Below are 21,290 nucleotides of genomic sequence, written 5' to 3' on the forward strand. Positions count from 1 at the left end.
GACGCCACGCTAGGTCGCGCTCCCGCCCCCGCGCACCCCCTTGCGCTCGGGCGACTCCCACCTGCGAGGGGCAGAGGCCCGCGCCTTGAACGCGGATCGCCCGCCGCCCAGGATCGCTCCCGAACCTCACCGCTGCCGGCCGTTCCGTGCCGGAGGGCGCCCTCGGTCGTCCTCCTCCGACAGAAAGGGCCGCTCGTGACCCACAACCTCACTCCCGCTCCTCTCCACGCCGAGCGCCTCGTCCCGCGCCGCTCGGTGACCGCCGCAGCCGCGTGGACCGTCCCCGTCGTCGCGGTCGCCGTCGCCACTCCGTCGGCCGCCGCCTCGAGCACCGACGTGGGCTCCTTCGCGCTCCGCGGCACCTGCGGAACCCTCGGGATCCTCGGTCCCGGCTTCGCCCTCCAGGCCGGCCCGACGGCCTCGCTTCCGGTCGGCACGACGGTCATCATCACGGGCTCCGGTGTCGCCAGCATCGGGGTCTTCTCGGTCTCGGGCGGCAGCGCGGACGTCCTGGTCCTCAGCGGCACCAGTCGGCAGATCACCCTGACGGCGGATCTGCCCGCCGGAGCGACGATCACCTTCCGGACCACCCTGTCGATCTCGGTCGCGTTCCGGCTCAACGCCGTGGCGTCCCTCCCGACCGGCTACGTCGGCACCGGAGCCAAGACCGCCGGCTTCGTGTCGTCGACGCTCATCCTCTGCTCCGCGAACTGACGCCGGGCCCGATCCGCCCTCCCCGGGAAACGGCGAAGGCCCCCGCTCCGATCGGAGCGGGGGCCTTCGCGGCGTCTCGCGCGGGTCAGCGGCCGTAGGCCGAGGCGGCCGGGCAGTCGAACGGGTCGCCGCCGGCCGAGAGGCCCACGCGGTTGAGGTAGCGGACGACGATGCCGTACGACTCGAGCAGCGAGGTCTCGGTGTAGGGGATCTGGTGGGTGGCGCAGTACTCCTTCGCGATGACTTGGGCGCGGCGCAGGGCCGGGCGGGGCATGTTCGGGAAGAGGTGGTGCTCGACCTGGTAGTTGAGACCGCCCATGTAGAGGTCGGTCAGCCAGGTGCTCTTGATGCTGCGCGAGGTGAGGACCTGGCGGCGCAGGAAGTCGACGCGCGCCTCCTTGGGCAGCAGCGGCATGCCCTTGTGGTTCGGGGCGAACGAGGCGCCCATGTAGAGGCCGAAGACGCCCATCTGGACGCCGAGGAAGGCGAACGCCATGCCGAGCGGCAGAGCCCAGAAGATGACCGCGAGGTAGAGGCCGACGCGGGTGACGAGCATCGAGATCTCGACCCAGCGCTTGTCGACCTTGCCGCGGCCGAAGACGGTGCGGAAGCCGTGGATGTGGAGGTTGATGCCCTCGAGCAGGAGGAGCGGGAAGAACGCGTAGCCCTGGCGACGGGTCAGCCAGGCGTACAGGCCGCGCGAGCGGGCCGCGTCCTCGCTCGTGAACGAGATGACGTCGCGCTCGATGTCGGGGTCCTTGCCGAGCACGTTCGGGTTGGCGTGGTGGCGGCTGTGCTTCGTCATCCACCAGGAGTAGCTGATGCCGACGAAGAGGTTCGCGAGCGTGCGGCCCGCCACGTCGTTGGCCTTGCCGGACTCGAAGACCTGTCGGTGCGAGGCCTCGTGCGCGAGGAAGGCGAACTGGGTGAGCACGATGCCGAGGGCGGCGGCCAGCAGCAGCTGGAACCAGGAGTCGCCCAGCAGGACGAAGCCGGTGACGATGCCGCCGAGGGCCAGCACCAGGACGGCGAACATCGTGTAGTAGAAGCCGGTGCGACGGCGCAGCAGGCCCGCATCGCGGACGGTGCTGAGCAGACCGGAGTACTCGGTCGTGGGGTTGATGCGGCCGTCGGCGCGCGGACGCGTGCGGACGACTCGGGGGGCGGCTTTCGCTTCGCCGCCGGGCTGCGCGGTCGCGCCGCCGTCGGGCAGGGTGTCGGAGATGCTCACGGGGTGCCTCGTTCTTTCGGGGCGGCCATCGGCGTCGACGGCCTCGTGGAGAGCGATCCCCGGCTCCGCCTGCGTAAGGCAGGCCTGGTCCGCTCCTGGTTCACCGCGCCGGTAGGGGCCGGACGCGGCGTGCGGCGACCGGTTTCAGGGGCTACCTCTTCGAAGACTAGGGGCAGCACCTGTCCTGCGCACCATGAGGATTGCCAGCCTTCGCGAACGGTACGTCGGCGCGGCGGCCGCGATCGCAGCCGCCGCGCCGATCGGCGCTCTCAGGATCCGATCGAGTCCTGCGGGCGGCCGGACTTGAGCGCCGCGAGACGCGCCTCGACCTCGGTCATCTCGCCGAGGTCCTCGAGCGACTCGAACTGGGCGTCGAGGCTCGAGGAGGCGAGCTCCTCGGCGCCGCGGACGCGCGCCTCCTCGCGGCGGATCTTCTGCTCGAAGCGGCTCACCTCGCTGGTGGGGTCCATGATGTCGATGCTCTTGATCGCGTCCTGGACCTGGGTCTGCGCCTCGACGGTCTTGGAGCGGGCGATCAGCTCGTCGCGCTTGGACGAGAGCTGGTTCAGCTTCTCGCGCATCTGGTTGAGACCCGACTTGAGCTTGTCGACGACCTCGGTCTGCGAGCGGATGGTCGGCTCGGCGTCCTTCGCCTCCTTCTCGGACTGGATCTGGCGCTGCAGCGCGACCTTCGCGAGGGCGTCGAACTTGTCGGCGTCGCCGGTGCTGCCGGAGGAGCGCAGATCGTCGGCCTTGCGGCTCGCCGCGAGCGCCTTGGCGCCCCACTCCTGCGCGTTGTCGACGTCCTCGCGGTAGTCGTCCTCGAGCAGGCGCAGGTTGCCGATGGTCTGCGCGATGGCGGCCTCGGCGTCGCGGATGCTGTCGGTGTAGTCGCGCACCATCTGGTCGAGCATCTTCTGCGGGTCCTCGGCCTGGTCGAGGAGCGCGTTGATGTTCGCCTTCGCGAGCTGCGCGATGCGTCCGAAGATGGACTGTCTCTGGGCCATGCTGTCTCTCCTTGCGTCGTGGGTGGGGTGCGTCGTGGAGGTCGTGGAGGGCGGAGGGGAGCCGGTCAGAAGCGGCCGCCGCCGCCGCGGCGACCGCCGCCGCCGCCGAAGCCGCCGCCGCTCGATCGGCGGGAGCCGCCGCCGAAGCCGCCGCCGGACGAGCCGCCGAAGCCGCCGCCGCCGAAGCCGCCCGACCGGTAGCCGGAGCGCCGGCCGCCGCCCAGCAGCGACTCGACCAGGATCCCGCCGAGGAACGCCCCGGTGGTGTTCCCGCCGAAGGGGCTGCCCGCGGCGCTCGGCGAGGCGTACCCGCTCGTGTCCGAGCGGGCCTGCTGCAGCGCCTGCTCGGCGAGGGCGGAGGCGCGCTGCGCGGAGGCGAGCGCCTCGCGCGGATCGGACGCCGCGATCTGCGCGGCGTACTCCGAGGCGCGCGCGGCCTCGGTGAGGCGGGTGCGCGCGAGCGGGCCGACGGCTCCGCGGCGCGCGGCGATGAAGTCCTCGGCGGCCGAGACGCGGCTGCGCGCACTCGTCAGCTCGGCGGCGAGGGCGGCGAGCAGTCCCAGCGGGTCGTTCGGGCGGACGGACGCGGCGCGCTCGACCTGCTCGAGGGACGCCTCCGTCTGCGCGACGGCGGCTCCCACGTTCGCGACGAGGGGAGCGGTGGCGGGATCCGACGCGTCCGCGCCGGCGGCGAGGGCTCGGCCCTGGGCGACGTCGGCGCGGATCTCGCCGATCCGCGCCGCGAGCGTCCCCTCGGCCTCGCGCAGATCGGCGGCGCGGGTGGCGACCGCGTCGAGCAGACCGGAGGCCTGCTCGGCCGCCTGCTGTCCGGCGCGCAGGAGCACGGCCGCGCGCCCGGTGTCACCGGCGGCGAGGGCCTCGCGGGTCGACGTGACGCCGTCGCGCGCGAAGCGGAGGCGGTCCTCGGCCTGGTCGGCGTCGTCCTCGACGTCGTCGATCGCGGTCGGCGCGTAGGCGGCCGCGAGCTCGCCGAGGATCGCGCGGGCAGGGGCGACGCGGGCCGCGACCGCCTCGACGCGTGCGGAGAGCTGCGCCGCCACCTCCGGGGCGTTCTTCTCGAGGTCGCGCAGCAGCTCGAACGCCTCGGCCTTCTCGTCCAGCGCCTGCTCGGCGTCGGCGCACAGCTGCAGGATCCGGGAGTAGCCGTCGCGGCGCTCCTGGTCGGTCTCGGGCTCGGCGTCGTCGAGGCGCTGCTGCAGGCCGAAGGCCTCGCCGAGGAGGCGCTTCGCGGTCACGAGCGCCTCGCGGAAGGGGCCGGTCGCATCGGAGCCGAACTGCGCCTCCGCGAAGCCCACCTCCTGCTCGCTGGTGCGCACGGCGTCGTCGGCGTGCACGAGGGCCGATCCGGCGCGGGTGGCGAGCTCGTCGATCGAGGCCTCGACGGCCTCCGCGGCCTTCCGACGGCGCGAGCGGCGGACGAGCAGGAGGACCACGATGCCCAGGACCACGAGGACGGCGAGGACCGCGAGCACCACCGTCGCGCCTCGGCCGAGCGACTCCCCGGCGGTCGGCGCGTCGAGGCGCTCGCCGATGCCGTCGGCCGCGGCGACCGCGGCTCCCGCCCAGTCGCCCTCGACGAGCTGCGGCTCGATGTCCTCGCTCTGCAGCGACGAGAGCTGTGCGTCGTCGAGCGGGAAGCCGTCGGCGACCGAGACCTGGTACTGGCGGGCGTCGACCGCGACGGCGAGGAGGACGTCCTCCTCGCCCAGCCCGTTGAGGTCCGCCGTGGCGTCGGACCAGCGCTCGTCGCCCGAGACGCCGGAGAAGCTGTCGACGTAGGTGACGAACAGCTGGACCCGGTGCTCCTCGTACAGTCGCGAGGCGGCCGACTCGATCTCGGCGGCGTCACCGGAGCCGAGCGCGCCGATGGAGTCGAGCACGGGGGAGGAGCCGAGCGTCACCGGATCCTCGGCGACGGCGACGGGGGCGCCGGCCAGGACGACTCCGGCGCCGATCAACAGGGCGGTGATCGTGCGCAGCGTGCCCGTGCGCACCGTCGTCGTGCGCACCGTCGTCGTGCGCAGGAGTGGCCGCCGCGCGGCGAAGTGCTCACGGACGTCGGACCGGTGGTTCGCTGTCGCGGTCATCGCGCACACTCCTTCGTCGTTCGCCTCCCGAGTGTAGACAGGCGACGAAGAGGAGCGGTGTGCGGATGCCCGGCCCCGTCAGCGCGCGATGCCGCTCGACGCTTCGATCGCGGCCTGGTCGTAGAGGTGCGCGTACGAGTCCTGCAGCTCGGGCGCCCGCGACACGGTGAGGGTCCAGGGGATGTCGGTGAACTCCTCGCTCGCGAGGAGGACGAGCACGGCGCGGCGCAGGGCATCGGCGACCTCGTCGTCGGCCAGGCAGCCGATGGTCAGCTCCGTGACGGCGGGTGATCGCTCCGCAGGCGGTTCCTCGGCGTCGGTCATGATCGTGCAACGCCAGCCGCCGGGATCGGACGCTCGCCGGTGTGGCGCGGCGTGACGGTCGTGCTCGACGCGATCGTGCGCGGGCACCGAGGGTCCGTCGCGCGGCCCGGTCGTGCTGGGCCGGGACGGCCGCGGCGCGTGCCGGGGGTCGGCCCCGCATGGGAGAACGCCGGGAGACGGAATGCGCGCGTCACCGCCGCGGTTCCCCTCCGCGGTGCCACAGCATCCGAACCGCACGACCCCCGACGAAAGGCCCTCCGTGGATCCCTTCTCCCCGCTCACCGCCGGTGACCTCGAACTCCCCAACCGCGTCGTCATGGCGCCGATGACGCGCCTGCGCGCCGACGAGCAGGGCGTCCCCGGCGCCCTCATCGCCGAGCACTACGCCCAGCGCGCGAGCCTGGGCCTGATCATCAGCGAGGGCGTCTTCCCGAGCGCTGAGTCCAAGGGCTACGCCGGCCAGCCCGGCATCGCGACCACCGAGCAGGCCGAGGGCTGGCGCGCTGTCGCCGACGCCGTGCACGCCGCGGGCGGCCGCATCGTCATGCAGGTCATGAACGCGGGCCGCGTCTCGCACACCGCCATCACCGGCACCGACCGCATCGTCGCCCCGAGCGCGATCGCGATCGATGGAGAGGTGCACGTCCCCGGCGACGACAAGGCGCGGTTCCCCGTGCCGCACGCGCTCACGACCGAGGAGCTGGCGGTCGTCCGCGACGAGTTCGTCGCCGCGTCCCGCCGCGCGATCGACGCCGGATTCGACGGCGTCGAGGTGCACTCGGCCAACGGCTACCTGCTCCACGAGTTCCTGTCGCCCGTCTCGAACGTGCGCACCGACGCCTACGGCGGAAGCCCCGAGGCCCGCGTCGCGTTCCCGCTCGAGGTGACGCGCGCGATCGCCGCCGAGATCGGCGCCGGCCGCGTCGGCATCCGCATCTCGCCCAGCCACAACATCCAGGACGTGCTCGAGACCGACGCCGACGACGTGCGCGCCACCTACGGCGCCCTCGTCGACGGCCTCGCGCCGCTCGGGCTCTCGTACCTCAGCGTCCTGCACGCCGAGCCCGCGGGCGAGCTGGTCCAGGACCTCCGCTCGCGCTTCGGCGGGGTGCTCATCGCCAACAGCGGATTCGGATCGCCGACGACGCGCGACGAGGTCCGCTCGCTGATCGCCGACGGCCACGCCGACGCCGTCGCGGTCGGCCGCCCGGTCATGGCCAACCCCGACCTCGTCGAGCGCTGGCAGGGCGGGCACCCCGAGAACGAGCTCGACCAGGCCACGGTCTACGCGAGCGGAGCCGAGGGCTACACCGACTACGAGCGCCTCTCGGCGTAGCCGCACCGACGACGAAGGCCCGCTCCCTCTCGGGGGCGGGCCTTCGTCGCGTCCGGGATCAGCCCCGGTGCTTGAGCTCGTCCTCGATCGCGGCGTCCTCCTCGGGGGACAGCTCGTGCTCGACGTCCTCGGGGCCGGCGGTCTCGCCGATCCGGCCCTCGCCCAGGGCCCTGATCGACTCGATGTCGTCGGTGAGCGCCGCGTCGTCCGGCGAGCCGCTCACGAGCCCGACTCGATCTCTCCGGCCGAGACGGCCTCGGCGTACTTGCGGAGGTCCGGCCCGGGCTCGAAGTCGATGAAGCGGTCCTTCAGCCGGGCGTTCAGCTCGGCGAAGACGTCCTCCCAGGGCTCGCCCTTCTTGCTCCGGGCGAGATCGAGCACCGCCTCGCGGAGGACACGGTCCGAGTCCTCGAGGATCTTGCTGCGGGCTTCGTCGTTCCAGCGGATGTCCTGTGCGTCCATGCTCCGACCGTAGGCGGGGGTGCGGGGGCGACGCAGGGACTTGCGGACTGCGGATCGGAGGCGTAGGCACCGCCTCCGATCCGCGCGCTCACGCGAGGGCCGGCAGGACCTCGCGCTCGAACAGCTCGATCCCCGAGCGGTCGTACGCCGCGTCCGGGAAGTAGAAGATCCCGTAGTCCATGCCGCGCGACGCCATGTCGGCGAGGCGGTCGACGATCTGCCCGGGGGTGCCGACGGCGAGCGCCTCGGGCGAGCGGTACTCCGCGACGAACGACGCGGCGGCCTCGGCGCCGAGGAACGGGGCGACCCGCTCCTCGAGGCGCTGCAGGCCCCGCTCGACCTCCGCCTCCGTCTCGGCGATCATCACGTTGTAGTTGGCGCTGCGGGTGATCGCCGAGAAGTCGGTGCCGAGACGCTCGCAGTGCCCGCGCAGCACCTCGCTCTTCCGATCGAACGCCTCCGGAGCGCCGGCGAAGTTGGTGTACTGCGCGTACTGCGCCGCGATGCGCAGGGTGACCTTCTCGCCTCCGCCCGCGACCCAGAGCGGGATCCCGCCCTCCTGGAGCGGCAGCGGCCGGTTCTGCGCGCCGTCGACCGTGTAGTAGCGGCCGTCGAGGGTCGCCGACCCGGTGGTCCACGCCTGGCGCATGATCTGCACGCCCTCGTCGAGGCGGCCGAGCCGCTCCCCGATGCGGGGGAACCCGTAGCCGTAGGCGCGCCACTCGTGCTCGTACCAGCCGCCGCCGATGCCCATCTCGACGCGGCCGCCCGAGACCACGTCGACGGTCGTGGCGATCTTGGCGAGGTGCGCGGGGTTGCGGTACGACATGCACGTGCACATCTGGCCGAGGCGGACGCGCGAGGTGGTGGCGGCGAAGGCGGCCATCAGCGTCCACGCCTCGTGCGTCGCCTCCTCGGTCACCACCGGCACGGTGTGGAAGTGGTCGTACACCCAGATCGACTCCCAGGCGCCGGCATCGGCGTGCCGGGCGAGGTCGTTCATGGTGCTCCACTGGTCGGCGGGGTCGATGCCGACGAGGTCGTGGCGCCAGCCCTGGGGGATGAAGAGTCCGAATCGCATGCCGCCGACCCTAGGGCGGCCCGGGCGGGAGGTCGAGGGGGTGGGAGCGCTCCAGTACGCTCCGAAGCGATGCTGGACTTCACCTCGGACCTCGGGCTCCCGATCATCGCGCTGATGGTCCTCGCGGCCTTCGCGGCCGGCTGGATCGACGCGGTGGTGGGCGGCGGAGGCCTCCTCCAGCTGCCCGCCCTGCTCCTCGTGCCGGGGATCTCGCCGGTGCAGGCGCTGGCCACCAACAAGCTCGCGTCGATCTTCGGCACCACGACCAGTGCGATCACGTTCTTCCGGCGGGCCCGGCCCGACCTCCGCACGGCGCTGCCGATGGCGGCCGTCGCCCTCGCGGGCAGCTACGGAGGCGCGACGCTCGCGGGGCTGCTGCCCTCCTCCGTCTTCAAGCCGATCATCGTCGTCGCGCTGATCGTCGTCGCCGTCGTCACGATCGCGCGCCCCACGATGGGCAGCGTCACCGCGCTCAAGCACGCGGGGCGGCGGCACCTGGCGACCGCGGCGGTGCTGGGCCTGGTGATCGGGTTCTACGACGGACTGATCGGCCCCGGGACCGGCACGTTCCTGATCATCGCGCTGATCACGGCGCTCGGCTACGACTTCCTGCTCGCCAGCGCCAAGGCGAAGATCGTCAACGTCGCGACGAACCTCGGGGCGCTGCTCTACTTCGTCCCCGGCGGGCACGTGATCTGGGTGCTGGGCCTCTTCATGGGTCTCGCGAACGTGGCGGGCGCCTATCTGGGCTCGCGCATGGCGGTGGCCAAGGGGAGCCGCTTCATCCGGATCGCGTTCCTCGCGGTGGTCGGCGCGCTCATCGTGAAGCTCGGCTTCGACGTGTGGACCGAGAACCTGGCGCCGCTGCTGGCCTGAGGACCGGGCTCAGGGCGCGACGACCTCGGCGATGATCGTCTCGATCTCGCCCAGGTGCTCGCGCATCGCGATCGCGGCCGACTCGCCGTCGCCGGCGGCCAGGGCGTCGAGGATCCGGCGGTGGCCCGCGAGCGACGCCGCGCGTCCGCGGTCCTCGAGGTGGGAGTAGATCCGCGCCTCGACGGTCCAGGAGGTGGTCAGGTCGCTCATCGTGACCAGGAGCGGGTTGCCGGTGAGCCGGGCGACGCCGACGTGGAACTCGACGTCCAGCCGCACGGACCGGTCGGGGTCGTCGCAGCCCGCTGCCCGCTCCAGGACGTCCACGAGTGCGCGCAGGTCCTCCGGAGTCGCGCGGAGGGCCGCGAGTCGGGCGGTCTCGGGCTCCAGGACGCGGCGGAGCTCGGCGGAGTGAGCGAGGTCGGACAGGTGCCGCTCGAGGCCGGAGGCGAGGAGCCGCTCGGCGGGCGGCATCGCGCTGACGCGGGTACCGGAGCCCTGCCGGCGCTCGACCAGGCCCGCCGCCTCCATCCGGGCGAGCGCGTCGCGGACGGCGGTGCGCGAGACGCCGAGCTCGGCGGCGATCGCCCGCTCGGAATCGAGCCGGGCACCGGGGAGGAGCCTGCCCCGGGCGATCAGGCCCTCGAGGTGCCGGACGACGACGGCGGGCACCGTCTCGGCGGAGGTCTCGACCACGGGCTGCCCTTCCTGCGCCCCGGGACGCGGGGCGGACGCTCCGATCATCACACGCTGCCGACGGTCGTCACGCACTCGAAACACGGGCGAAGCGCGGACGCAACACCCGTGCGCTTGATTGGTCCTACCACTTCGGCCCCGGCCGTCCGCCCTCGTCCTCGGAGTCCCCATGAAGCTCAGCGTCCTCACGAACCCGGCGACCCGGATCGGCCTCGCAGCCGTCGCCGGGATCGTCTTCGGCCTGATCGCGGGGGAGTGGGCGGGGAACCTCGAGTTCGTCGGCCAGATCTTCATCCGCCTGATCCAGATGGCGATCGTGCCGCTCGTGATGGCATCGGTGATCGTGGCGACCGGCTCGATGGGCGGGGTCGGCACCGGCCGGCTCGCCGCCCGCACGTTCGGCTGGATGATCGGCTTCTCGATCGTCGCCGCGTCGGTCGCCGTCGCCCTCGGCCTGCTGCTGCAGCCGGGCGCGGGCGCCACCTTCTCAGGGGAGCTCGACCCGGCGCTGCAGGAGTCGGCGGCCGAGGCCGCGGGATGGCAGGACACGCTGCTGGGCTTCTTCTCGACCAACATCATCGCCTCGATGTCGACGGCGACGATGGTGCCGATCATCGTCTTCTCGCTCCTGTTCGGCATCGCCCTGAACAGCTACGCGACCTCCACCGGCAACACCCTCGTGCTGAAGGGCCTCGAGCAGCTGCAGCAGATCCTGCTCGTCCTCATCCGGCTCGTGATGCGCATCGCGCCGATCGGCGTGTTCGCCCTGCTCGCCGCGCTGACCGGCGAGGTCGGGCTCGCCGTGGTGTCGACCGCGCTGGCGTACCTCGGCACCACGCTGCTGGGCGTGCTGATCCTCACGGTCGTGTTCGTCGTCGTGGTCACGGTGCGCACCCGCCTCGACCCGCGACGCCTGCCCCGCAAGCTCGCCGAGCAGACCGTGATCGCGATCACGACCACCAGCTCCGCCGTCACCTTCCCGACCGTCCTGCGCAACACCGTCGAGAAGGTCGGAGTGAGCCGCCGGGTGGCCGACTTCACCCTGTCGATCGGGCTCACCATGGGCTCCTACGGCGCGGTGCTGAACTACACGATCGTCGTCCTCTTCCTCGCGCAGGCCGGCGACGTCGCGCTCTCGCCCGGGCAGATCCTGCTCGGGATGGGCCTCGCGATCCTGCTGAACATGGGCACCATCACGGTGCCCGGCGGGTTCCCCGTCGTCGCGCTGTTCCTCGCGACCACCCTCGGCCTCCCGATCCAGGCGGTCGGCCTGCTGATCGCCGTCGACTGGTTCACCGGCATCTTCCGCACCTTCCTCAACGTCAACGGCGACACCTTCGTCGCGATGCTCGTCGCGCACGCCGACGACGAGATCGACCGCGAGGTCTACGCGGGCACCCGCGAGGCGGAGCGGGCGGACGTCGCGGCCTGAGGGCTGCGCGACAGCCGCAGAGCCTCAGCGGAGAGGGCCCGTCGCGCCTGATGGTGCGCGACGGGCCCTCCGGGCCGAGGTTCTGCTGCGGATCAGCCGAAGGGGATCGCTCCGACCAGCACGCCGACCGCCAGCATCACCAGCGACACGATCACCGCGCGCCACAGCACCTTGCGGTGGTGGTCGCCGAGGTTGACCGCGGCGAGCGAGACGAGCAGCAGGATCGCCGGCACGAGCGGGCTCTGCAGGTGGACGGGCTGGCCGGTGATCGAGGCGCGGGCCATCTCGACCGGGTCGATGCCGTAGTTCGCGGCGCTCTCGGCGAGCACCGGGAGGATGCCGTAGTAGAAGGCGTCGTTCGACATGAAGAACGTCATCGGGATGCTCAGGACACCGGTGATGACGGCGAGGAACGGACCCAGCGCCGGCGGGATCACGTCGACGACCCACTCGGCCATCGCGTCGACCATCCCGGTGCCGTTCAGCACTCCGATGAGGACACCGGCGGCGAGCACCATCGAGACGACGCCGACGATGCTCGGCGCGTGCTTGACGATCTCGGACGCCTGGTCCTTCATCTTCGGGAAGTTGATGAGCAGGGCCACGGCCGAGCCGACCATGAAGACGTAGGGCAGCGGCAGGACGTCGGCGACCAGCAGGGTCATGACCGCCAGCGTGAGCGCGAGGTTCACCCAGATCAGCTTCGGGCGCAGGGTCTCGCGCTCGGGGTCGAGCATGGTGTCGGCCATGGCGGTGTCGGCGTCGTCGGCCTGCACACGGGCGGCGACGGCGACCTGGGCGCCGCGCAGCGACTCCGGTCCGCGCAGGAACGAGAACTTCTCGCGGGCGACGGTGCGGATGCCTCCGGTGAGGGCGGCGAGCCCGCCGGCGCGGCCGGCGCGGCCGGCGCCGACGAGCTCCTGCTCGACCATGGGCTCGGCCAGGGCGAGCGAGCCGAGGCGGCGGCGCTCGCCGAGTCCGAGCATCCACGCGAAGACCAGCGTGACGGCCAGCCCCACCGCGAGGGAGGGGAGCATCGGCACGAAGATCTCGCTCGGCGAGACCTGCAGGGCGGCGGCGGCGCGGACCGTCGGGCCGCCCCACGGGACGATGTTCAGCGTGCCGTTGGCCAGACCCGCGACGCAGGTGAGCACGACCGGGTTCATGCCCAGGCGGAGGTAGATGGGCAGCATCGCGGCGGTGGTCACGATGAAGGTGGTCGATCCGTCGCCGTCGAGCGAGACCGCGCCGGCCAGCAGCGCCGTGCCGAGCACGACCTTGGCCGGGTCGTCGCCCAGGGCGCGGACGATGAAGCGGATCAGCGGGTCGAAGAGCCCGACGTCGATCATGATGCCGAAGTACATGATCGCGAACATCAGCAGGGCGGCCGTGGGGGCGAGGCTGCCGATGGCCTCGATGACCATGTCGCCGATGCCCAGGCCCGCGCCCGCGAAGAGGCCGAAGATCGTGGGGACGACGATCAGCGCGACCATGGGCGTGAGCCTCTTGGTCATGATCAGGGCCATGAAGGCCAGGATCATCGTGAATCCGAGTACTACCAACACTGCTGACTCCTTCGTCGTGGTGCGTCCAGCGCTCCGGCCGAGGCGGCGCTCTCCGGGTCCTGAGAACCCTAGGGACGCCCGACGGCCGCACCCGGGTATCGCTCATTAGCGCGCGATCTGCGCATAGTGTGGGTTCTGCGCATTCTGCGCAGTGAGGAGGCGGCGCATGCGCTTCGCGACCCACGTGCTCGTGCTGCAGCTCGCGACCGTCTCGGCGGCGGTCCTGGTCTGCGCCGGCCTCGTCACCGCCCTCAGCGTGCAGCAGCTGCGCGGCGAGGCGGAGGAGACGGCGCTCGCCATCGCCCGCACCGTCGCCGAGGATCCCGACGTGCGCTCGGCCGTCGGCGACTACTCCGCCGACCCCGGCACGCCGGACGCGGTCGATCTGCGCTCCGGCCCGCTCGAGGACCTCGCCGCCGGAGTGGAGGAGCGCACCGGCGCGCTCTTCGTGGTGATCACCGACGACCAGGGCATCCGGCTCGCGCACCCCGACCCCGACCGGCTCGGCGAGATCGTCTCGACGAGCGCGACCGAGGCCCTCGCCGGGCGGGAGAGCGTGTCGTGGGGCACCGGCACGCTGGGGGAGTCGGCCCGGGCGAAGGTGCCCGTCTTCGCTCCCGCGGGCGGCGGGGTCGTCGGCGAGGTGAGCATCGGCTTCGCCCGCTCGAGCGTCTTCGACGACCTGCCGAAGGCGCTCCTCGGAGTCGTCGCGGCGGCCGTCGCCGCGCTGGCGCTCGCCGTGGTCGCCTCCGTCTTCATCCGCCGTCGGCTGCTGCGGTTGACCCTGGGACTGGCCCCGGAGGAGCTGACCGCGCTCGTGCAGGACCAGGCCGCGGTGCTCGACGGCGTCGACGAGGGAGTGCTCGCCTTCGACCTCGACGGGCGGGTCGGCGTCTGCAACGCCCGCGCCGCCGCGATCCTCGGCTCGGACGACCCCTCCGGGCGCGCGCTGCACGGGCTCGCGCTCGCCGAGCTCGGCCTGCCGACGCCGCTGGCCGACGCGGTCGCCGCCGCGCTCCGCTCGCCCGAGCGCGCCCGGAGTGCCGGAGCCGAGGGGTTCGTCGTCCGCTCGCGCATCGTCTACGTGGACATCCGCCGGGTCACCCGCGGGGAGCGCGACCTCGGGCTGGTGGTCGTGCTGCGCGACCGCACCGATGTCGCCGCGCTCAGCCGCCGCCTGGACGCCGTCGGCTCGATGACCAACGCCCTGCGCGTGCAGCGGCACGAGTTCGCGAACCGCCTGCACGTCGTGGCGGGGCTGCTCGACGCCGGCCGCACGGAGTCGGCCCGCGACTACCTCGGCGAGGTGCTGACCCGCGGGCCGCTGAAGTACCCGGTGCAGCACGCCGACCGGCTGCAGGAGCCGTACCTGCAGGCGCTCGTCGGCGCCAAGGGGATCGAGGCGGCCGAGCGCGGCGTGCTGCTGACCCTCGGCGACGAGACGCTCGTGCGCGGGGTCGTCGTCGAGCCGGAGGACGTCGCCACGGTGGTCGGCAACCTCGTCGACAACGCGGTGCGCGCAGCGGCGGTGGGCGCCCGCGACGTGCGCTTCGTCGAGGTCGAGCTGCTCGACGACGGCGACACCCTCTTCGTCACGGTCGCCGACAGCGGCGACGGCGTCGCGGATCCGGAGACCCTCTTCGATCGCGGCCCCGCCGAGGACGACGGGGACGAGGACCGCGTGCACGGCCGCGGCTTCGGGCTGCCGCTCTGCCGCGAGGTGGCGGCGCGGCGCGGCGGCGCGGTGTGGCTGGCGGACGCCGGTGGCGGCACGGGAGGGGCGGTGCTCTGCGCGCGGCTGCCGGGCGCGGTGCGTCCGCCCGGGACGGAGGAGGAGCGATGACCGACCCGCAGGAGCGCACCGTGCTCGTCGTGGACGACGACTTCCGCGTGGCGCAGCTGCACGCCGACCTGGTCGACGGGCGCCAGGGGCTGCGCGCGCTGCCGCCCGTGCACACCGCGCGGGCGGCGCGGGCGGCGGTGCTCGACTCCGCTCCGGATCTGCTGCTGCTCGACGTGCACCTGCCGGACCAGAGCGGCATCGCACTGCTGCGCGAGCTCGACACCGACGCGTTCGTCGTGAGCGCCGCGTCGGACGGAGCGACGGTGCGGCGCGCGCTGCACGCCGGTGCGCTCGGCTACCTGATCAAGCCGTTCGACGCGCGGCTGCTGGGCGAGCGGCTCGACGCCTACGTGAGGTTCCGCAACGTGCTGCGCGAGGACCGCGCGGCCGACCAGGAGGCGGTGGAACGGGCGCTCCGGATCCTGCACTCGGGCGACGCGGCCGCGGCCCCGCCCTCGCGGTCGGCCACCGAGCAGCTCGTGCTCGCCCGGCTCACCGAGTCCGGAGCCGAGCTCTCGGCACTCGAGGTCGCGGAGCGCGCGGGGATTTCTCGGGCTACGGCTCAGCGCTACCTCGCGGGGCTGGCAAGCCGCGGGCTGGTCGAGATGACGCTGAGCTACGGCAGCACCGGCCGGCCCGAGCACCGGTACCGCGCGAAGTGAGTGCCTGCTCCGGGAAGGACGAAGCCCCCCGGGACTCGCGGTTCCGGGGGGCTTCATCGCAGGGTGGGAGCCGAACAGGTGATCCGCGTGCCAGCGGATCGCCGTAGGCGGACGCAGGACGCTCTGCGCGACCGTCCCACGCAGGGAAGCCGACCGCGGTGCGCCGCCCTGCGGCACACAAGAGGGATCAGTGCCCGGCGCCGGCCTCGGCCTCGATGCGGCGGCGCTCGGCGGCCTCCTTCGCCATGCGGCGGCCCTTGGGGCTGACCAGCGAGGCGATGACCGTGACGGTCAGCACTCCGATGATCACGGTGAGGGAGAGGCCGGTGCCGATCTCGAAGACCTCGACGTGCTCGCCGTTGTTGATGAACGGCAGGGTGTTCTCGTGGAGCGCGTGCAGGATCAGCTTCACGCCGATGAAGGCGAGGATCGCGGCGAGTCCGTAGCTGAGGTAGACCAGGCGGTCGAGCAGGCCGTCGATCAGGAAGTACAGCTGGCGCAGGCCCAGCAGCGAGAACGCGGTCGCGGTGAAGACCAGGAAGACGTCGTTGGTGAGGCCGAAAATCGCGGGCACGCTGTCGAGCGCGAACAGGATGTCCGTACCGCCGATCGCGGCCATGACCAGGATCATCGGGGTGAGGACGCGCTTGCCGTCGACGGTCGTGTAGAACCTGTCGCCGTCGTACTTGTCGCTCGTCTTGAAGACGCGCTTGGCGAGGCGGACCATGACGTTGTCGCCGGAGTGCTCGTCGCCGGGCTTCACCAGGTTGAACGCGGTGAGCAGCAGGATCAGGCCGAACGCGTAGAAGACCCAGGCGAACGAGTTGATCAGGGCGGCGCCGAGGAAGATGAAGCCGGTGCGGGCGATCAGGGCGAAGACGATGCCGAAGAGCAGCACCTTCTGCTGGTCGGCGCGGGGCACCTTGAAGCTCGCCATGATGATCAGGAAGACGAACAGGTTGTCGACCGAGAGGGCCTTCTCGGTGATGTAGCCCGCGAAGTACTCGGACCCGGGGGTCGGCCCGCCGAAGACGAGGACGCCGAGGCCGAAGAGCACGGCGATGCCGACGTACAGGGCCGACCAGAGCGCCGACTCCTTCAGCGTGGGCTCGTGCGCCTTGCGCACGTGGAAGAAGAAGTCGAAGAGCAGGAGCAGGACGATGAAGACGATCGTCAGGGTCCAGATCAGGGGCGATACGGTCATCAGTGGGGGAGGCCTCGCTCGAGAAGGGGTGGGGGGACCGGCGTCGGAGGCGCCGTGAGTCGATGAGAACCGTAACGATCCGCCGACGGCGAGGCGGCGGCTCCGACTCGATCGTGAGTATCTTCTCAGTTCTCGGGTCCGCCGTCGCGCTGAGCGGCCGGTGGGCCAAACTGGTGCCATGCCGGACACCGCGGTCGACAGGACCTTCGACGACGCCTACGGCGTGACCATCCACTACCGCTGGTGGTCGCACCCCGCGCCCCGCGCCCTCGTGCAGATCGCGCACGGCGTCGGCGAGCACTCGGGCCGGTATCTCGAGCTCGCGCAGGCCCTCGTGGCGGCGGGCTACGCCGTCGCCGCCGACGACCACCGCGGGCACGGGCGCACGGGCCTGCAGCAGCACGGCGGCGACGCGTCGCAGCTGGGGCGGCTGGGTCCGGGCGGCCTGCGGGCGACGGAGGAGGCGATCAACCGCCTGACGCGCGAGCTCGCCGCCGAGAACGCCGGGCTGCCGATCGTGCTGCTGGGCCACTCCTGGGGATCGCTGATGGCGCAGCGGATCGTCGACCACCACTCCTCCGACTACGCGGCCCTCGTGCTCAGCGGCACCGCCTACCGGCTGCCCGGGTTCATGAACGGCGGGGACCTCACCCGGCGGCACCGGCAGCCCGGCGGCCTGGGCCTCGAGTGGCTGTCGCGCGATCCGGCCGTCTGGCAGCTGTTCCAGGACGACCAGCTGACCTTCACCGATCCGCTGGCGAAGCGGGTCGGGGTGATCGAGACCCTGCGGCTGGTCGGCCGGCCCGCGCGGCGGATCACTCCTCCGCTGCCGCTGCTCATCGTCATCGGCGCCGAGGACACGCTGGGCGGCGAGCGGTCCGTGCAGGCCCTCGCCCGCGCCTACCGCCGGCGCTCCGGCTTCACCGACGTGTCGGTCCGGGTGTACCCGGAGGCCCGGCACGAGCTGTTCCAGGAGCTCAACCGGGCCGAGGTCACGGCGGACGTGGTCGCGTGGCTCGACGAGCGCTTCGACGCACCACCCGGGGCGGCCGCTCCCGCCTAGGCTGGCCCCATGCATGGCGAGTACAAGGTCCCCGGCGGAAAACTCGTGGTCGTCGACCTGGAGGTGGTCGACGGCAGGTTCGCCGACTTCCGCCTCGCGGGCGACTTCTTCCTCGAGCCCGACACCGCGCTCGACGACATCGACCGCGCCGTCGTGGGGCTGCCGGAGGAGAGCGACGCCAAGACGATCGCCGCCGCGATCCGGGCGGCGCTGCCCGCGGACGCCGTGCTGCTGGGCTTCACGCCCGAGGCGGTGGCGGTCGCGATCCGCCGCTCGCTGCAGAAGGCGACCAGCTGGCGCGACTACGACTGGCGGATCGTGCACGCGAAGGCCGTGCCGCCCGCGATGCACCTCGCGCTCGACGAGGTCCTGACCGCCGCCGTCGGCGAGGGCCGCCGCGAGCCGACCCTGCGGATCTGGGAGTGGGACCAGCCGGCCGTCGTCATCGGCAGCTTCCAGTCGCTGCGCAACGAGGTCGACCTCGAGAACGCCGAGAAGCACGGAGTCGAGGTGGTCCGGCGCATCTCGGGCGGCGGGGCGATGTTCATGGAGGCGGGCAGCGTCGTCACCTACTCGATCTACGTGCCCGGCGACCTGGTTCAGGGTCTGACCTTCGCCGACTCCTACGCGTTCCTGGACGAGTGGACGATCAGCGCGCTGCAGTCGCTCGGCATCGACGCGGTCTACCAGCCGCTCAACGACATCACCTCGCCCTCGGGCAAGATCGGCGGAGCCGCGCAGAAGCGCCTGGGCTCGGGAGCGGTCCTGCACCACGTGACCATGAGCTACGACATCGACGCCGAGAAGATGGTGCAGGTGCTGCGCATCGGCCGCGAGAAGCTGTCCGACAAGGGCATCGCCTCCGCCGTCAAGCGCGTCGACCCGCTGCGCAGTCAGACCGGGCTCAGCCGCGCCGAGATCATCGAGCGGATGAAGGACACCTTCGTGCGCCTGCACGGCGGCACGCCGGGAGACCTGACCGACGCGGAGTACGCCGAGGCCGAGGAGCTGGTGCGGACCAAGTACTCGACCCAGGAGTGGCTGCGCCGGGTCCCGTGAGCGCGACGCGACGCCTCCGCTGACGCGGGTCGCCCGGCCGGGCGGGCTCAGCTCGCGAGCAGCTCCTGGTAGTCGGGGTGCGCGGCGATGAACTCGGCCACGAAGGGGCACGTCGGCACGATGCGGCCGCCGAAGCGCTGGTGCGCGTCGTCGAGCGCCGCCTCGACCAGGCGGTCGCCGAGCCCCTCGTGGCGGTGCTCGGGAGCGATCTCCGTGTGCAGGAACACGATGTCGGATCCGCGGATCGCGTAGTCGGCGACCCCGACGTTCTCGCCGTCGACCCACAGCGTGTACCTGGACTCGTCCTCGTCGTGACGCACCTCGGAAGTCATCGCAGCACTCTACGCCGGGGACCGGGCGGGGTCGCTCAGGGTCCTCCCGGGCGGAAGGGCGTGTCGGGAGCGCTCCCTCGCCCTGGCAGAATTGCCGGATGCCCCCGACCCCGCAGATCGCCGACGGCGTGCCGGAGTCGCGGAGCGCGGTGATCCACGCCGACAACCTCGAGGTGCTGCCGCAGCTGGCCGACGGGGCGTTCACGGTCGTGTACCTCGACCCGCCCTTCAACACGGGGCGCGCGCAGGTGCGCACCTCGACGACGTCGGTGCGCTCGGCGACGGGCACGATCGCGGGGTTCAAGGGCCGCAGCTACGAGCGGATCCGGGGCGACCTGCTCCGCTACGACGACCGCTTCGACGACTACTGGTCGTTCCTGGAGCCGCGGCTCGCCGAGGCCTGGCGCCTGCTCGCCGACGACGGCACCCTCTACCTCCACCTCGACTACCGCGAGGCGCACTACGCCAAGGTCCTGCTGGACGCGCTCTTCGGCCGCGAGTGCTTCCTCAACGAGATCATCTGGGCGTACGACTACGGCGCCAAGGCGACCCGGCGCTGGCCGACCAAGCACGACACGATCCTCGTGTACGTGAAGAACCCGCGCAGCTACCACTTCGACTCCGTCGCGGTCGACCGCGAGCCCTACATGGCGCCCGGACTGGTGACCCCCGAGAAGGCGGAGCGGGGCAAGCGGCCGACCGACGTGTGGTGGCACACGATCGTGTCGCCGACGGGCCGCGAGAAGACCGGGTACCCGACGCAGAAGCCGGAGGGAATCCTCCGGCGCATCGTGCAGGCGTCGAGCCGCGAGGGCGACGCGGTGCTCGACTTCTTCGCCGGCTCGGGCACGACCGGGGCGGTCGCGCACGCGCTGGGGCGGCGCTTCGTGCTGATCGACTCGCACGCGGACGCGGTCGCGGTGATGCGCCGCCGCTTCGCGACGCTGGATCCGGCGCCGCTGTTCCTCTGAGGCGGGGCGGCAGGGCGCCGCCCGCCGCCCTGCCCGCCCTTGGCGGTCCTCCAAGAGCTGCGGTAAGCGCCAGCACTTACCGCAACTCTTGGAGGAGGGCGGACGCACTGACGCCTCCACAGGCGGTTGCGGCCTCGAGGGGCCTGTGGACAACGGCGTCGGGCGCGGCGGCGCGGGGATGCTGGGCGCATGAGTCAGAGCGACAACCCCCTCGGAGCCTTCTCCCGCGCGTCCGCGATCGAGCGGGGCTGGTCGGAGGATCGCATCCGGAGGCGAGCGCTGTCCCGTCCGTTCCACGGCGTGCGCACCGTCGTCCAGCCTCGCACCCATCTCCAGCGCGCCCAGGCGTACGTGCCGCGGCTCCGCGACGGCCAGTTCTTCTCGCACCTGACGGCGGCGGTGCTGTACGACGTCCCACTGCCGACTCTCGCCGCGGAGGACGATCCGGTGCACGTGGCGGCGTTCACTCCGGCGAGGCCGCCGCGGTGCCGCGGAGTCATCGGCCACGCGGTCGACGGCCGTCGTTTCGTCGTCACCACCCGACGGAGGCTCCCCGTCTCGGACGCCGTGTCGACCTGGCTGATGCTCGGCCCGATCCTCTCGTTCCGGGAGCTGGTCGTCGCGACGGACCACTTCCTCTTCGTTCCGCGCTACCGCAGTGACGACCCCGATCGTCCCTTCGCGACGCGGGCCGAGCTCGAGAAGGCACTCGCCGATTTCCACGGGAGCGGCGCACGGGCGCTCCGGGCTGCGCTCTCGGCGGCGTCGGCGGAGGCGGCGTCCCGACCCGAGACCGGGCTGCGGCTGCTGATAGTGGAGGCGGGTCTCCCGGAACCGGAGCTCAACGTCCCGATCCGAGTGGGGGCGAGGGTCATCACGATCGGCGATCTGGTGTTCTCGCGGTGGAAGGTGCTCGTCGAGTACGACGGGGAGCAGCACCGCACGAGCGATGCGCAGTTCGCCCGCGACCGCGAGCGCCGTCTCTCCCTGCAGCTCGCGGGATGGATCATCGTCCCGGTCCGAGCGGAGGGCCTGCGGCGGGGGAGTGCCCGGACGATCGCCGAGATCCGTGCGGCGCTCCACGCCCACGGCTGGCGCGGTTGAGCCGCGGCCTCCGGCTCAGGCCTCTGCGTCGGCTTGGAGGCGAGGCGAGCGCCGGCCCTACCGCTGCCACCTGCTGCGAACGAGGGTCGAGCCGTCCCACCCGGCCCCGCGAGTCGCGGTGAGCGCGCGCATCCGTCGCGACTCCTGCGGTGGTGACGGTCATCCACAAGTTGCGGGAATCGCGAGCAGTCACCGCAACTTTTGGAGGAGGGTGGCGGAAGGA

Annotated in this window: 21 protein-coding genes; 10 read left to right on the forward strand and 11 right to left on the reverse strand. The window is 72.3% G+C overall.

What is annotated here, in order from left to right; genetic code table 11:
- The first annotated feature begins 195 nt into the window (after positions 1–195).
- Positions 196–714 (forward strand): hypothetical protein, encoded by a 519-nt coding sequence (locus NB037_RS06900; RefSeq protein ID WP_251944552.1) that lies wholly within the window; start codon positions 196–198, stop codon positions 712–714.
- A gap of 85 nt (positions 715–799) precedes the next feature.
- On the opposite strand, the gene NB037_RS06905 is transcribed toward NB037_RS06900, so the two are convergent.
- From NB037_RS06905 to NB037_RS06920, 4 genes are all read right to left on the reverse strand, one after another.
- The gene (locus NB037_RS06905) at positions 800–1,939 is read right to left on the reverse strand and encodes a fatty acid desaturase family protein (protein WP_251944575.1); all 1,140 of its coding nucleotides are present in this window, start codon (positions 1,937–1,939) and stop codon (positions 800–802) included.
- 275 nt (positions 1,940–2,214) lie between these two features.
- On the reverse strand, positions 2,215–2,952 hold the full coding sequence (locus NB037_RS06910; protein WP_251944553.1) for a PspA/IM30 family protein: 738 nt from the start codon (positions 2,950–2,952) through the stop codon (positions 2,215–2,217).
- Between the two features lie 65 nt (positions 2,953–3,017).
- Positions 3,018–5,060, reverse strand: a complete 2,043-nt coding sequence (locus tag NB037_RS06915; RefSeq protein ID WP_251944554.1) for a TPM domain-containing protein — start codon at positions 5,058–5,060, stop codon at positions 3,018–3,020.
- A gap of 78 nt (positions 5,061–5,138) precedes the next feature.
- Positions 5,139–5,384 carry a hypothetical protein gene (locus tag NB037_RS06920; protein WP_251944555.1) on the reverse strand — a complete coding sequence of 82 codons (246 nt, stop codon included), beginning with the start codon at positions 5,382–5,384 and terminating at the stop codon, positions 5,139–5,141.
- A 259-nt stretch (positions 5,385–5,643) separates the two neighbouring features.
- Here NB037_RS06920 and NB037_RS06925 point away from each other — a divergent pair, with 259 nt between their 5' ends.
- Complete coding sequence (locus tag NB037_RS06925) at positions 5,644–6,720, forward strand: alkene reductase (protein WP_251944556.1); 1,077 nt, start codon at positions 5,644–5,646, stop codon at positions 6,718–6,720.
- A 58-nt stretch (positions 6,721–6,778) separates the two neighbouring features.
- Here the strand turns inward: NB037_RS06925 and NB037_RS06930 are convergent, their stop codons facing one another.
- From NB037_RS06930 to NB037_RS06940, 3 genes are all read right to left on the reverse strand, one after another.
- Positions 6,779–6,943, reverse strand: coding sequence for a hypothetical protein (locus tag NB037_RS06930; protein ID WP_251944557.1), 165 nt, complete (start codon positions 6,941–6,943; stop codon positions 6,779–6,781).
- Entirely contained in the window at positions 6,940–7,182 is a 243-nt protein-coding gene (locus NB037_RS06935; protein ID WP_251944558.1) for a hypothetical protein, read from the reverse strand. Before NB037_RS06935 ends, NB037_RS06930 begins: the two co-directional genes overlap by 4 nt.
- 88 nt (positions 7,183–7,270) lie before the next feature.
- Positions 7,271–8,263, reverse strand: coding sequence for an LLM class F420-dependent oxidoreductase (locus tag NB037_RS06940; RefSeq protein WP_251944559.1), 993 nt, complete (start codon positions 8,261–8,263; stop codon positions 7,271–7,273).
- A gap of 69 nt (positions 8,264–8,332) precedes the next feature.
- Between NB037_RS06940 and NB037_RS06945 the strand changes: the two genes are divergently transcribed.
- A complete protein-coding gene (locus NB037_RS06945; protein WP_251944560.1) occupies positions 8,333–9,139 on the forward strand; it encodes a sulfite exporter TauE/SafE family protein in 807 nt (268 codons plus the stop codon).
- Positions 9,140–9,148: 9 nt separating this feature from the next.
- On the opposite strand, the gene NB037_RS06950 is transcribed toward NB037_RS06945, so the two are convergent.
- Entirely contained in the window at positions 9,149–9,832 is a 684-nt protein-coding gene (locus NB037_RS06950; protein WP_251944562.1) for a FadR/GntR family transcriptional regulator, read from the reverse strand.
- A gap of 169 nt (positions 9,833–10,001) precedes the next feature.
- On the opposite strand from NB037_RS06950, the gene NB037_RS06955 reads away from it, so the two are divergent.
- Positions 10,002–11,264, forward strand: a complete 1,263-nt coding sequence (locus NB037_RS06955; protein WP_251944564.1) for a dicarboxylate/amino acid:cation symporter — start codon at positions 10,002–10,004, stop codon at positions 11,262–11,264.
- A 92-nt stretch (positions 11,265–11,356) separates the two neighbouring features.
- Here NB037_RS06955 and NB037_RS06960 read toward each other — a convergent pair whose 3' ends face one another.
- Positions 11,357–12,805: a CitMHS family transporter gene (locus NB037_RS06960; protein WP_251944577.1), complete on the reverse strand. Its 1,449-nt coding sequence runs from the start codon at positions 12,803–12,805 to the stop codon at positions 11,357–11,359.
- Positions 12,806–12,995: 190 nt separating this feature from the next.
- Here NB037_RS06960 and NB037_RS06965 point away from each other — a divergent pair, with 190 nt between their 5' ends.
- Positions 12,996–14,672, forward strand: a complete 1,677-nt coding sequence (locus NB037_RS06965; RefSeq protein WP_251944566.1) for a sensor histidine kinase — start codon at positions 12,996–12,998, stop codon at positions 14,670–14,672.
- A complete protein-coding gene (locus NB037_RS06970; protein ID WP_251944567.1) occupies positions 14,669–15,334 on the forward strand; it encodes a response regulator in 666 nt (221 codons plus the stop codon). The genes NB037_RS06965 and NB037_RS06970 overlap by 4 nt, the downstream gene beginning before the upstream one ends.
- A 187-nt stretch (positions 15,335–15,521) precedes the next feature.
- On the opposite strand, the gene NB037_RS06975 is transcribed toward NB037_RS06970, so the two are convergent.
- Positions 15,522–16,538, reverse strand: a complete 1,017-nt coding sequence (locus NB037_RS06975) for a TerC family protein (protein WP_251944568.1) — start codon at positions 16,536–16,538, stop codon at positions 15,522–15,524.
- 178 nt (positions 16,539–16,716) lie between these two features.
- Here NB037_RS06975 and NB037_RS06980 point away from each other — a divergent pair, with 178 nt between their 5' ends.
- Together NB037_RS06980 and lplAB are read left to right on the forward strand one after the other, a co-directional pair.
- On the forward strand, positions 16,717–17,601 hold the full coding sequence (locus NB037_RS06980; protein ID WP_251944569.1) for an alpha/beta fold hydrolase: 885 nt from the start codon (positions 16,717–16,719) through the stop codon (positions 17,599–17,601).
- 9 nt (positions 17,602–17,610) lie between these two features.
- A complete protein-coding gene (gene lplAB / locus NB037_RS06985; RefSeq protein WP_251944570.1) occupies positions 17,611–18,660 on the forward strand; it encodes a lipoate-protein ligase LplAB in 1,050 nt (349 codons plus the stop codon).
- A 47-nt stretch (positions 18,661–18,707) separates the two neighbouring features.
- Here the strand turns inward: lplAB and NB037_RS06990 are convergent, their stop codons facing one another.
- On the reverse strand, positions 18,708–18,992 hold the full coding sequence (locus tag NB037_RS06990) for a GNAT family N-acetyltransferase (RefSeq protein WP_251944571.1): 285 nt from the start codon (positions 18,990–18,992) through the stop codon (positions 18,708–18,710).
- Between the two features lie 98 nt (positions 18,993–19,090).
- Here NB037_RS06990 and NB037_RS06995 point away from each other — a divergent pair, with 98 nt between their 5' ends.
- Together NB037_RS06995 and NB037_RS07000 are read left to right on the forward strand one after the other, a co-directional pair.
- Entirely contained in the window at positions 19,091–19,963 is an 873-nt protein-coding gene (locus NB037_RS06995; protein WP_251944572.1) for a DNA-methyltransferase, read from the forward strand.
- A gap of 189 nt (positions 19,964–20,152) precedes the next feature.
- Entirely contained in the window at positions 20,153–21,067 is a 915-nt protein-coding gene (locus NB037_RS07000) for a DUF559 domain-containing protein (RefSeq protein WP_251944573.1), read from the forward strand.
- Positions 21,068–21,290 lie beyond the last annotated feature (223 nt).

This window comes from Rathayibacter rubneri, assembly GCF_023743255.1.
Classification (GTDB): domain Bacteria; phylum Actinomycetota; class Actinomycetes; order Actinomycetales; family Microbacteriaceae; genus Rathayibacter; species Rathayibacter rubneri.

Excerpts from the sequence above, each read along its gene's own strand:
- NB037_RS06910 (WP_251944553.1), bottom strand. The coding sequence starts at position 2,952 with ATGGCCCAGAGACAGTCCATCTTCGGACGCATCGCGCAGCTCGCGAAG.
- NB037_RS06915 (WP_251944554.1), bottom strand. The coding sequence starts at position 5,060 with ATGACCGCGACAGCGAACCACCGGTCCGACGTCCGTGAGCACTTCGCC.
- NB037_RS06920 (WP_251944555.1), bottom strand. The coding sequence starts at position 5,384 with ATGACCGACGCCGAGGAACCGCCTGCGGAGCGATCACCCGCCGTCACG.
- NB037_RS06935 (WP_251944558.1), bottom strand. The coding sequence starts at position 7,182 with ATGGACGCACAGGACATCCGCTGGAACGACGAAGCCCGCAGCAAGATC.
- NB037_RS06940 (WP_251944559.1), bottom strand. The coding sequence starts at position 8,263 with ATGCGATTCGGACTCTTCATCCCCCAGGGCTGGCGCCACGACCTCGTC.
- NB037_RS06945 (WP_251944560.1), top strand. The coding sequence starts at position 8,333 with ATGCTGGACTTCACCTCGGACCTCGGGCTCCCGATCATCGCGCTGATG.
- NB037_RS06955 (WP_251944564.1), top strand. The coding sequence starts at position 10,002 with ATGAAGCTCAGCGTCCTCACGAACCCGGCGACCCGGATCGGCCTCGCA.
- NB037_RS06960 (WP_251944577.1), bottom strand. The coding sequence starts at position 12,805 with ATGATCCTGGCCTTCATGGCCCTGATCATGACCAAGAGGCTCACGCCC.
- NB037_RS06965 (WP_251944566.1), top strand. The coding sequence starts at position 12,996 with ATGCGCTTCGCGACCCACGTGCTCGTGCTGCAGCTCGCGACCGTCTCG.
- NB037_RS06970 (WP_251944567.1), top strand. The coding sequence starts at position 14,669 with ATGACCGACCCGCAGGAGCGCACCGTGCTCGTCGTGGACGACGACTTC.
- NB037_RS06975 (WP_251944568.1), bottom strand. The coding sequence starts at position 16,538 with ATGACCGTATCGCCCCTGATCTGGACCCTGACGATCGTCTTCATCGTC.
- NB037_RS06980 (WP_251944569.1), top strand. The coding sequence starts at position 16,717 with ATGCCGGACACCGCGGTCGACAGGACCTTCGACGACGCCTACGGCGTG.
- lplAB (WP_251944570.1), top strand. The coding sequence starts at position 17,611 with ATGCATGGCGAGTACAAGGTCCCCGGCGGAAAACTCGTGGTCGTCGAC.
- NB037_RS06990 (WP_251944571.1), bottom strand. The coding sequence starts at position 18,992 with ATGACTTCCGAGGTGCGTCACGACGAGGACGAGTCCAGGTACACGCTG.
- NB037_RS06995 (WP_251944572.1), top strand. The coding sequence starts at position 19,091 with ATGCCCCCGACCCCGCAGATCGCCGACGGCGTGCCGGAGTCGCGGAGC.
- NB037_RS07000 (WP_251944573.1), top strand. The coding sequence starts at position 20,153 with ATGAGTCAGAGCGACAACCCCCTCGGAGCCTTCTCCCGCGCGTCCGCG.